General features: G+C 65.0%; 10 protein-coding genes. 4 read left to right on the top strand and 6 right to left on the bottom strand.

All coding sequences use genetic code 11. The features are described from left to right. Positions 1–262: 262 nt before the first annotated feature. The 6 genes from EN852_RS26705 to EN852_RS26680 form a co-directional block, all read right to left on the bottom strand. Positions 263–1,261: an ABC transporter ATP-binding protein gene (locus EN852_RS26705; protein ID WP_112128391.1), complete on the bottom strand. Its 999-nt coding sequence runs from the start codon at positions 1,259–1,261 to the stop codon at positions 263–265. A 15-nt stretch (positions 1,262–1,276) separates the two neighbouring features. After that, the gene (locus EN852_RS26700) at positions 1,277–2,335 is read right to left on the bottom strand and encodes a Gfo/Idh/MocA family oxidoreductase (RefSeq protein ID WP_127878615.1); all 1,059 of its coding nucleotides are present in this window, start codon (positions 2,333–2,335) and stop codon (positions 1,277–1,279) included. Between the two features lie 62 nt (positions 2,336–2,397). After that, complete coding sequence (locus EN852_RS26695) at positions 2,398–3,237, bottom strand: carbohydrate ABC transporter permease (RefSeq protein ID WP_127878495.1); 840 nt, start codon at positions 3,235–3,237, stop codon at positions 2,398–2,400. Between the two features lie 8 nt (positions 3,238–3,245). Next, entirely contained in the window at positions 3,246–4,175 is a 930-nt protein-coding gene (locus tag EN852_RS26690; RefSeq protein WP_127878623.1) for a sugar ABC transporter permease, read from the bottom strand. A gap of 243 nt (positions 4,176–4,418) precedes the next feature. Beyond that, positions 4,419–5,678 (bottom strand): ABC transporter substrate-binding protein, encoded by a 1,260-nt coding sequence (locus EN852_RS26685; RefSeq protein WP_127878613.1) that lies wholly within the window; start codon positions 5,676–5,678, stop codon positions 4,419–4,421. Between the two features lie 53 nt (positions 5,679–5,731). Further along, positions 5,732–6,640 (bottom strand): N-acetylmuramic acid 6-phosphate etherase, encoded by a 909-nt coding sequence (locus EN852_RS26680; protein ID WP_127878611.1) that lies wholly within the window; start codon positions 6,638–6,640, stop codon positions 5,732–5,734. Between the two features lie 201 nt (positions 6,641–6,841). On the opposite strand from EN852_RS26680, the gene EN852_RS26675 reads away from it, so the two are divergent. The 4 genes from EN852_RS26675 to nagA are packed head-to-tail and all read left to right on the top strand — an operon-like array spanning position 6,842 to position 10,684. Continuing rightward, positions 6,842–7,723, top strand: a complete 882-nt coding sequence (locus tag EN852_RS26675) for an N-acetylglucosamine kinase (protein ID WP_127878609.1) — start codon at positions 6,842–6,844, stop codon at positions 7,721–7,723. After that, complete coding sequence (locus EN852_RS26670) at positions 7,720–8,499, top strand: GntR family transcriptional regulator (protein WP_127878607.1); 780 nt, start codon at positions 7,720–7,722, stop codon at positions 8,497–8,499. The genes EN852_RS26675 and EN852_RS26670 overlap by 4 nt, the downstream gene beginning before the upstream one ends. Continuing rightward, positions 8,496–9,527 (top strand): SIS domain-containing protein, encoded by a 1,032-nt coding sequence (locus EN852_RS26665; RefSeq protein WP_127878605.1) that lies wholly within the window; start codon positions 8,496–8,498, stop codon positions 9,525–9,527. Before EN852_RS26670 ends, EN852_RS26665 begins: the two co-directional genes overlap by 4 nt. Continuing rightward, positions 9,524–10,684 (top strand): N-acetylglucosamine-6-phosphate deacetylase, encoded by a 1,161-nt coding sequence (gene nagA, locus EN852_RS26660; RefSeq protein WP_127878603.1) that lies wholly within the window; start codon positions 9,524–9,526, stop codon positions 10,682–10,684. Before EN852_RS26665 ends, nagA begins: the two co-directional genes overlap by 4 nt. The last annotated feature ends 242 nt before the right edge of the window (positions 10,685–10,926 follow it).

The raw sequence follows: 10,926 nt of genomic DNA, 5'->3' as shown, positions 1-10,926 counted from the left end.
CGGGCCCCAGCTCATCCACGGTTTAGGCTACCTGAGGGGTGACGGGCTCTCGATCGCCGCCACGGATCAGGCAAACACCTGGTCCGTGGCACCCTCAACATGCACGATTCCAAACACACAAGGGGTGTTGGAAGAAATGAGGCGCGCGGAGATAAGGCGCTTTAAGCACCTATTCTGCGGCTCCGAGATCCTTCCAACACCCCTCATCCGGCCGCGTCGCGGCCACCTTCTCCCGCAAGCGGACAAGGAGAAGTCGCACCACCTACCTCAACACCTTCCCATCCGCGCCGAACCGATACGTCTTCGCCGCGTCCGGCGTCGCGTAGAGCGTCGCGCCCGGCTCGGCATTGTACACGCCAAAAATGCGCACAGTGATCAGACCGGCCTTCTCGCAGTCGAGATAGAGGTTGGTGTCGGCGCCCAGATGCTCGGCATGCACCACCGTGCCTTTCCAGGCGCCGGACTTCGTATCGACCGTCAGATGCTCCGGCCGCACGCCGATGGTCTTCGCCGTTTCGCCGAGCCGCGCGCCGTCGATGAAATTCATCTTCGGCGAACCGATGAAGCCGGCGACGAATTCGTTGGCCGGCGCGTTGTAGAGCTCCATCGGGCTGCCGATCTGCTCGATCCGGCCGGCATTGAGCACGACAATCTTGTCGGCCAGCGTCATCGCCTCGACCTGGTCGTGGGTGACGTAGATCATCGTCGCCTTCAGCCGCCGGTGCAGCTGCGCGATCTCCAGCCTTGTGTTGACGCGCAGCGCCGCGTCGAGGTTCGACAGCGGCTCGTCGAATAGGAACAGTTTCGGCTCGCGCACCACGGCGCGACCGATGGCGACGCGCTGGCGCTGGCCGCCCGACAATTCCGCCGGCCGGCGCTCGAGATAGGGCTCGAGCGACAGCATGGCGGAAGCGATCTTGATGCGTCGCTCGATCTCGGCAGCCGGCGTGCCGGCCTGCTTGAGGCCCAGCGCCATGTTGTTCTTCACCGTCAGATGCGGGTAGAGCGCGTAGGTCTGGAACACCATGGCGATGCCGCGTTTCGCCGGCGGCGTGACCGAGACATCCGCGCCGTCGATCAGCACGCGGCCGGAGGTCGAATCCTCCAGCCCGGCGATGACGCGCAGCAGGGTCGATTTTCCGCAGCCGGACGGGCCGACGAAGACGACGAATTCGCCGTCATTGACCTGAAGGTCGATGCCCTTCAGCACCTCGACCGGCCCGAAAGCCTTCTTCACATTCTCGATCTTCAGCGAGCCCACGGCTTCGTTCCTGTTCTAGAGTTTGACGGCGTTGCCGCTGCGCACGCTCTCGTCGGCGGCAAGGCAGACGGCGAGCGACTTCACGGCATCGTCCATGTGGCGGGTGAGGTCGATATTTTCGCGGATGGCCTTGAGCAGGAAGGCCTGCTCCAGGTCGCAGAGTTCCTGGTGGCCCGGCTCACCTTCCATCGACAGCAACTGGTCTTCCTTGGCGAAGCTGCCGTCGGGTCCGGTCGCCGCACTATGCAGGCGGATGGTCGAGGTTTTGGTATGGGTGTCGATGTCGTCGGACTTCACGCCCTCCTTCATCACGATCGAGACGCAGCCCCTGGGCGACATCACATCCTTCACGAAGAAGGCGGTCTCCGAAATCATCGGCCCCCAGCCGGCTTCGTACCAGCCGACCGAACCGTCCTCGAACAGCACCTGCAGGTGGCCGTAATTGTACATTGACGGCGCCACCTCGTCGGTCAGGCGCACGCCCATGCCGCGCACCTCGACCGGCCTCGCATCGGTGATCTGCAGCATGACGTCGAGATAGTGCACGCCGCAATCGACGATCGGCGAGGTCGTCTGCATCAGCTGCTTGTGCGTCTCCCAGGTATGGCCGGAGGACTGCTGGTTGAGGTTCATGCGGAAGACATACGGGCCGCCGAGCTTGCGCGCCTCGGCGATCAGCCGGATCCAGGACGGATGATGGCGCAATATATAGCCGATCACCAGCTTCCTGCCGTTGGCCTTGGCGGCGTCGACGACGCGTTGGGCGTCGGCAACCGTCGTTGCCAGCGGCTTCTCGACGAAGACATGGCAGCCGGCCTCCAAAGCCCGCACCGCATAGTCGGCGTGGCTATCGGAATAGGTGGCGATCGCGGCGACGTCGGGCTTCTCGTCGCGCAACACGTCCTCGAAGGAGCGGCGGATGCCGTAGCCGCCAAGTCGGTCCGGCAGCGGCACGTCGGAACGGTTGACCAGCGCGACGATCTCGAAGCCGGGATTGGTGTGATAGGCCAGCGCATGGCTGCGGCCCATATTGCCGAGGCCGGCAACGACGACGCGAAGGGGTTTATCGCTCACAGACTGCTCCACTTTCTCTTGAGAGGATGAGGTGCTGACCTAGTAGGAATTGCAGCCCTCGCTCACTTCACCGCTCCCGAGGTGATGCCGCGGATCAGCTGCCGCGAGAAGATGACGTAGAGGATCAGCACCGGCAGGATCGCCAGCGACAGCGCCGCCAGGATCGCGTTCCAGTTGGTGACGAACTGGCCGAGAAAGAGCTGCGCGCCAAGCGTCACCGTCTTGGTCTCTTCAGACGGCGCCAGGATCAGCGGGAACCACAGATCGTTCCAGATCGGGATCATGGTGAAGACGGCGACCGTCGCCATAGCCGGGCGCACCAGCGGCAGCACCAGCCTGAAGAAGATCGTGTATTCGGAAAGCCCGTCTATGCGGCCGGCATTCTTCAGATCGTTGGACACCTGCTTCATGAATTCCGACAGGATGAAGATCGCGAGCGGCAGGCCTTGCGCGGTGTAGACCAGGATCAGCGCCGTCAGCGTATTGACCAGCCCGCTCGCCACCATCAATTGCAGGATGGCGACGGTGCCGAGGCGGATCGGGATCATGATGCCGAGCGCCAGGTAGAGCCCCATCAGCGTGTTGCCGCGGAAGCGGTATTCCGACAGTGCGAAGGCGGCCATCGCGCCGAACAAAAGCACGAAGAACAACGAGGCGACTGTGACGACGAGGCTGTTCTGGAAATAGTGAAAGAAATCGCCCTGGCCGAACACGGTGGTGTAGCCGATCAGGTCGAAGGTCTTCGGCGTCGGCGGCGTCAGCGGCGCGCCGAAGATACCCGCGCGGGATTTGAAAGAGTTCATCACCACCAGGATCACCGGGAACAGCGCGATCACCGTGTAGGTGATAAGGATCGCGTGGGCGCCGATGGTGCGGGGAAGCGAACGGGTGGCTGTGCTCATGGCGCGCCTCAGAACTGGTAGCGACGCAGGCGCGTCTGCACGAGGAACAGGTAGACGCAGACGCCGGCGAGGATGATCAGGAACATGATCGTTGCGATCGCAGCGCCCATATTGGGATCGCCGACCTGCAGCTGGAAGCCGAAGAAGGCGCGGTAGAGGAAGGTGCCGAGGATGTCGGTCGAATAGTTCGGCCCTGCCAGCGCACCTTGCGCGGTGTAGATCAGGTCGAAGGCGTTGAAATTGCCGACGAAGGTCAGGATCGAGATGATGCCGATCGAAGGCAGGATCAGCGGCAGCTTGATCTTCCAGAACTGCGCCATGCCGGTGACGCCGTCGCATTCGGCCGCCTCGATCACCTCGTCGGGGATCGACAGAAGTGCGGCGTAGATCAGCATCATCGGGATGCCGACGAACTGCCACACAGAGACCAGGCTGAGCGCGGTCAGCGCATATTGCTCCTTGCCGAGCCACGGCGTGAAGAAGCTCTTCAAGCCGACGAAATCCATCAGATGCGGCGCCACGCCCCAGATCGGCGACAGGATCAACTTCCAGGCGAAGCCGACAATGACGAAGGACAGGATCGTCGGCACGAAGATCGCCGTGCGGTAGAAGGCGGTGAAGCGCAGCCTGGGGCTGGAAAGCAGCGCGGCCAAAAGGATGCCGATCGGGTTCTGCACCAGCATATGGATGATGAAGAACCAGATATTGTTCCGCAGCGCATTCCAGAAATTCACCGACCAGTTGGGATCGCCGAACAGCGTGCGGAAATTCCCAAGCCCGACGAAGACTTGCGACTGCTCGATGTTTCGAAACAGCGAGAGCTGCAGCGTGCCGAACAGCGGCAGGATCATGAAAGCGGTGTAGACCAGCACCGCCGGCGCCAGGAAGACGCCGACATGCCAGCGGATCGGTCTTTTCGCTCGCGTTTCTTCAGCCATGGTTTCGGTGTCCATGAGTTCGGGTTCCCCGCCGTCTCTGGGTTCCAGTTCGGTGATGCTAGCTGATGCCTCAATGCACGGCCCGGCTGTCCCCTCTGGGGGCAAGACAAGGCCAGCGACAGATCGGCTCCGTCTTCCCCGCGAGATCGAGGGTAAGACCGGGAGGCTGCGCCGACAATCGCTATCTGGACCTGTTTGAACGCCGGCCGGGCCTGGGCCCGGCCGGCATCGCAATCAATGCTCTTACTTCGCCGGCTTGTACCAGCTGTCGAGACCGTCCTGCAGCTTCTTGGCCGCGGCTTCCGGCGTATCGGTGCCGTTGATCACATTGGCCGATTCAACCCAGGTCTCGTTCTCGAGGTTCGGCGTGCCGCGCGACAGGATCTGATAGGTCGAGCGAATCGTCGACTTGCACTTGCCGCGCCAGGAGACGAATTCCTGCGCCAGCGGGTCTTCCATCTTCACCGGCGTCGAGTTCAGGCTGAAGAAGCCCGGCAGCGCATTGGCATAGATGGTGGCGAAGTCCGGCGAAGCGACCCACGACAGGAACTTCTTGGCCTCTTCCGGATGCTTCGATGCCGCGTTCAGGCCCATGCCGATATCGGTATGGTCGGAGATGTAGCAGGTGTCGCCGGCCTTCTGCACCGGCGGCGGGAAGGCGCCCATCTTGAACTGCGCCTGCGTGTTGAACAGGCCGATCTCCCACGAGCCGGCCGGGTAGATGGCGGCGCGGCCGAGCGTGAACAGGTTCTGGCTGTCGGGATAGGTCTGCGCCTCGAAGCCGTCGCCCAGATAGGGCTTCCACTTGGCCAGTTCCTTGAACGGCTCGACCCATTGCGGATCGGTCAGCTTCTGCTCGCCCTTGATCAGCGCCGCGCGGCCTTCCTCGCCCTTCCAGTAGTTCGGGCCGATGTTCTGGTAGCCCATGGTCGCGGCTTCCCAGAGATCCTTCGTGCCCATCGCCATCGGAATATAGGTGCCGTCGGCCTTGATCTTGTCGAGCACGGCGTAGAACTCGTCGACCGTGGTCGGCACCTTGAGGCCGAGCTTGTCGAAGGCGTCCTTGTTGTAGATGAAGCCGTGGATGACCGAGGCCATCGGCACGCAGAAGCTCGACTTGCCGTCATCGGTCTGCCAGGCGGCCTTGGCGACGGGCGAGAAGTTGTCCATGCCGGGCAGCGAGGAGATGTCGGCAAGGTTGCCCTTCTTGAACAGTTCGAGCGACTTGTCGAAGGGGCGGCAGGTGATCAGGTCGCCGGCCGAGCCGGCGGCGAGCTTGGCGCCGAGTGCTGCGTCATACTCGGTCGGGGCCGAAGGCGCGAACACCACCTTGATGCCGGGGTTCTTGGCTTCGAAGGCCGGGATCAGCTTGTCCTTCCAGATGGTCAGGTCGTCGCCGCGCCAGCTTTCGATGTTGAGCGTCACGTCCTCGGCCAGGGCCATCCCGGTGGTGCCGAGAATGCTTGTGCCGAGCAGAAGGGCCGTCAGTAGTTTGGTCTTCATCTTCAGTCTCCCTGTTGACCTTTTTCAGGTTCGGTTTTGATGAGAACAGAGGCTCAGCGCCCCTTGCTCCCCTCGATCTCGGAAAGCGCCGGCCGCAGCTTTTGGCCGGTTCCTTCCAGTATCTTCTCGGCCGCATCGGCGTTTGCCGCGCCCGCGGCGAGCAGAATGGCGGTCTTGACCACGCCGCCGCTCTCCTCGAGCAGGCGGATGGCGTCGTCGCGGCTCTTGCCGCTGATGGCGGCGACCATGCGCACGGCGCGGTCGCGCAGCTTGATGTTGTCGGCGGTGAGATTGACCATGTAGCCGTCATGGACATGGCCGAGATGGATGGCGGTCAGCGTCGACAGCATGTTGAGCGCGATCTTCTGCGCGGTGCCCGCGCCCATTCGCGTCGAGCCGGCGATCAGCTCCGGCGGTGTTTCGAGCAGGATGGCGACATCGGCCTGCTTGAACAGCGCCGCACCCCGGTTGTTGGCAATGGCGATGGTCGCCGCGCCCCGGCTGCGCGCGTCTTCGAGCGCCCGAACGGCATAAGGCGTGGAACCGCTGGCGGAGATGGCGATCAGGCAGTCGCCCTTGCCGATAGCGGCCGCGGCAACAGCCGACGAAGCTTCCCCGGTGTCGTCCTCCGGTCCGCCGGCCAGCGTGCGGAAGGCGTCGTCGCCGCCGGCAATCAGGATGGCAATGCGGTCGCGCGCAATGCCGAAGGTGCCGGGCAGTTCCAGCGCGTCGGCCACGGCCATCAGGCCGGAGCTGCCCGCCGCCGCATAGGCAAGCTTGCCGCCGCTCTTCAACTGCTTGGCGATGAGTTCGGCGGCAACGGCGATCGCCGGAATGGCTCCGTGCACGGCCTTGGCGGCCTCGATCTGGGCGTTGGCCAGGAACGCCAGAATGGCTTCCGGGGCCTGGACATCCAGCCCCTCGGCATTCTGGTGGAGCGCTTCCGTGCGCGTCTCGGCCATCCATTTTCCTCCGACCTGAACGAACAATACCAAAAAAATACCACTTGTCCACACGCATTAACGAATTTCAGGCGTCGGAACTCACTTGCCGGCAAATTAACGTGGGTTTTCAATAAAATACGGCTTAATCTTTTTTGAACCGAAATTAACGCTTGGCTATTGGTATTTTATTGGTATTATCCGGCCCCGAGGAGAAATCGCGTGAAATTCGTGCTTGGCATCGATGGCGGCGGCACCAGCTGCAGGGCGGCCCTTGCGACTGTCGACGGCACCGTCGTCGGCCGCGCCAAGAGCGGCGCCGCCAACATCCGCACTGATCTCACCGGCGCCCGCGCCAACATCGTCGAGGCGGCCAGGCAGGCTTTCCTCGCGGCCGGCCATGATCCGGAGTTGATCCCGCAGACGCCTGCCATTCTCGGCCTCGCCGGCGCCAATGTCGGCACCTACCGGCAGCAGCTCGAGGCGATCCTGCCCTTCAGCCGCAGTCGGGTCGAGACCGATGCCGAGATCGCGCTCGAGGGCGCGGTCGGCTCCGGTGACGGCGCCATGGCGATTCTGGGCACCGGCACCGCCTACATGGCGCGCGAGGGTGGAAAATCGCGCGCCATCGGCGGCTGGGGCTTCCAGGTCGGCGACCAGGGCAGCGGTGCCCGCATCGGCCGTGACCTGCTGGAGCAGACGCTGCTCGCCTATGACGGCATCCGTCCGGGCTCGCCCTTGACCGACACCATGCTCGCCGTCTTCCGCAACAATCCGGAGGACGTGGTCGAATTCACCACCAACGCCAAGCCCGGTGATTTCGGCGGCTTCGCGCCAAAAGTCTTCGAGCATGCCGAAAAGGGCGATCTTGTCGCCAACTTCATCCTCGCCAAGGCGGTGGCCGATGTCGAGGCTTCGCTCGGCGCGCTCGATCTTGCCGACGACGCCCCGCTCTGCCTGCTCGGCGGCCTGGCGCCGCTCTACGCGCCGCGCCTGTCGGCGCGCTACCAGGCGCTGCTCAAAGCGCCGCTCGACGATGCGCTGGGCGGCGCCGTGCAGATGGCCGTGCGTCTGTTTGCGAGTGGCTCGGAGGCGCCGCGATGAGCGCCGCCGACCAGATCTTCGCCATGCTGAAAGAATCCTCGCAGAGTGGCGCGCCGCTTTATCTGCAGCTGCGGAAAAGCATCGAGGAAGCGGTCAATCGCGGCCTGATTGGTCCGGGCGACGCGCTACCGTCCGAGCGCGACATCGCCAGCAAGGCCGATATCTCGCGCGTCACCGTGCGCAAGGCCGTGCAGGACCTAGTCAAGGGCGGCATCCTCGTCCAGCGCCATGGCTCGGGCACTTTCGTCGCGCCGCGCATGGAGCGCGTCGAGCAGTCGCTGTCGCGGCTCACTTCCTTCACCGAGGACATGGCGCGCCGCGGCATGAGCGTGCGCTCGGTCTGGCTCGACCGCGGCCTCTATGCGCCGTCGCCGGAGGAGATGATGGTGCTTGGCCTGTCCTCGACCGAGCTGGTGGCGCGCGTCGCGCGCCTGCGCATTGCCAACGACACGCCACTGGCGATCGAGCGCGCGGCGCTCTCGGCCAGCGTCCTGCCCGATCCCGAAGCGATCGGCTCCTCGCTCTATGCCGCGCTGGGCATGACCGGCAATCGCCCGGTCCGCGCCGTGCAGCGCATCTCGGCCACCAATCTCGGTGACGCCGACGCCCGCCTGCTGGAAGTGCCGCCGGGGGTTGCCGGACTGCAGATCGAGCGCATTTCCTATCTGGCGAGCGGCAAGGTGATCGAGTTCACCCGCTCGGTCTACAGGGGCGACGCCTATGATTTCGTCGCGGAACTCCGGCTGACCGGGCCGGGAGAGGAGATCCGGCCATGAGCGCCAACACCACGCATATGCGGCGCGAGATCGACGAGATCCCGGAAGCCGCCGCCCGCCTTCTCGACGGCTCGGCTTCGGCTTTGGCCGAGGCCGGTCGCGGCCTGCGCGAGCGTGACCCGCAATTCGTCGTCACCGTGGCGCGCGGCTCATCCGACCATGCCGCAACCTTCATGAAATATGCCGTCGAGCTGACGGCCGGCCTTGCGGTCGCTTCCGTCGGGCCGTCGATAGCTTCCATCTACGGCGCGAAGCTCAGGCTGCGCGGCTCGGCCTGCCTGGCGGTCTCGCAGTCCGGCAAGAGCCCGGACATCGTCGCCATGGCCGAAACCGCGCGGGCGGGCGGCGCGCTCACCGTCGCCATCACCAACACCGCCGACTCGCCGCTCGCGCGCGCCTCCGATTACGCCATCGATATCCTCGCCGGGCCAGAACGCTCCGTCGCGGCCACCAAGACCTTCGTCAACTCGGCGGTCGCGGGCCTGGCGCTGATGGCGCATGCCACCGATGACCAGCCACTGCTCAAGGCGCTCGCCGGCCTGCCGGCCCATTTCGAGAAGGCGATCGCCTGCGACTGGATGGCGCTCGCGGGTGCCCTGGAGGACCCGCAGTCGCTCTTCATCCTCGGCCGTGGCCCCTCCTTCGCGATCGCCAGCGAGGCGGCGCTGAAATTCAAGGAAACCTGCGCCATGCACGCCGAGGCCTACAGTGCCGCCGAAGTGATGCATGGCCCGCTGGCGCTGGTCGGACCGGGCTTTCCAGTGCTGGCGCTTGCCGCTCGCGATGCATCCGAACCCTCGGTCGCCGAGGCGGCTGACGGTCTGACGGCCAAGGGCGCCGCCGCCTTCATCACCTCCGACAAGGCCAAGGCCGCGAGGCTTCTTCCCCATGTCGCCACCGGCCACCCGCTGACCGATCCGCTGCCGCTGATCGTGTCCTTCTACGGCTTCGTCGAGGCCTTCGCGCGCCATCGCGGTCTCGACCCCGACACGCCGCGCAATTTGCGCAAGGTGACAGAAACCGTATGAGCGACCGTTTCGCACTCACCGGCGCCCGCATCTTCGACGGCGCCGACTGGCATGACAACGCCGCCCTTGTCGTCAAGGGCGACGTGGTCGAGGCCATCCTGCCCGCCGGCGCCATTCCGTCCGGCGTTCCGGCGGTCGAAACCGGCGGCGGCCTGCTGGTGCCTGGCTTCGTCGACATCCAGGTCAATGGCGGCGGCGGCGTCATGCTCAACGACCATCCCGATGTCGCCTCGATCGAAACCATCTGCCGGGCGCATGCGCCCTTCGGCACCACGGCGCTGCTGGTCACGCTGATCACCGACACGCCGGCGATCACCGCCGCCGCCATCGCTGCCGGCGGTGATGCGGCCCAGGAAAAGGTGCCGGGCTTCCTCGGCCTGCATCTGGAGGGGCCGCATCTTTCCATCGCCCGCAAGGGCGCGCATGATCCGGCGCTGATCCGGCCGATGACCGATGCCGACCAGGCGGCGCTGATCGCGGCGCGCAGGGAGCTTCCCGTTCTGCTCACCACCATCGCGCCGGAATCCGTTCAGCCGGATCGCGTCACGGCGCTGGCCAAGGCCGGCGTCGTCGTCAGCCTCGGCCACAGCGATACCGATTATGCAACGGCCAGCGCTTACGCCGCCGCCGGCGCCACGGTGGTCACGCATCTGTTCAACGCCATGAGCCAAATCGGCAACCGCGAGCCGGGCCTGGCGGGCGCGGCGATCGACACGGGCGGCCTGTATGCCGGCATCATCGCCGACGGCATCCATGTTCATCCAGCGACGATGATCCTTGCGCTGCGCGGCAAGCAGGGGCCTGGCAAGATCGTGCTCGTCACCGACGCCATGGCGACGATCGGCACCGACATGACGTCATTCACGCTGAACGGCCGCATCATCTACCGCAAGGACGGGAGTCTGCGGCTCGCCGACGGCACGCTGGCCGGCGCCGACCTCGACATGATCTCCGCCATCCGCTTCGTCCATCGCGTCATCGGGCTCGATCTCGACGAGGCCCTGCGCATGGCCTCGCTCTATCCCGCCGAGGCCATCGGCCAGGCGCACCGGCTCGGGCGGTTCGCCAACGGCACGGCGGCCGACATCGTCGGCCTGTCGGAGGGGCTGGATGTGAAGAATGTCTGGATTGGTGGCGAGAAGGTTTTTAGCGCCTGAGCCTCTCTTTGAAACGCTGGCGGGACAGCGCCCCCTCTGTCCTGCCGGACATCTCCCCCACAAGGGGGGAGATTGGCAGCTTTGGCGCCCCGCTCGCTGCTGCAACGTTGGCGATTGGCGAACGCCGCGGTGACGTCCAATCTCCCCCCAAGTGGGGGAGATGTCCGGCAGGACAGAGGGGGGCGCGAAGGATCGCGACCGATGTTGCTTTACGCAGCCGCGTTCTTCAACGGGGTCACCGT

It is taken from the genome of Mesorhizobium sp. M2E.F.Ca.ET.209.01.1.1 (genome assembly GCF_004010375.2).
In the GTDB taxonomy this organism is placed as follows: domain Bacteria; phylum Pseudomonadota; class Alphaproteobacteria; order Rhizobiales; family Rhizobiaceae; genus Mesorhizobium.
This window is presented reverse-complemented; position numbering and strand designations above follow the sequence as displayed.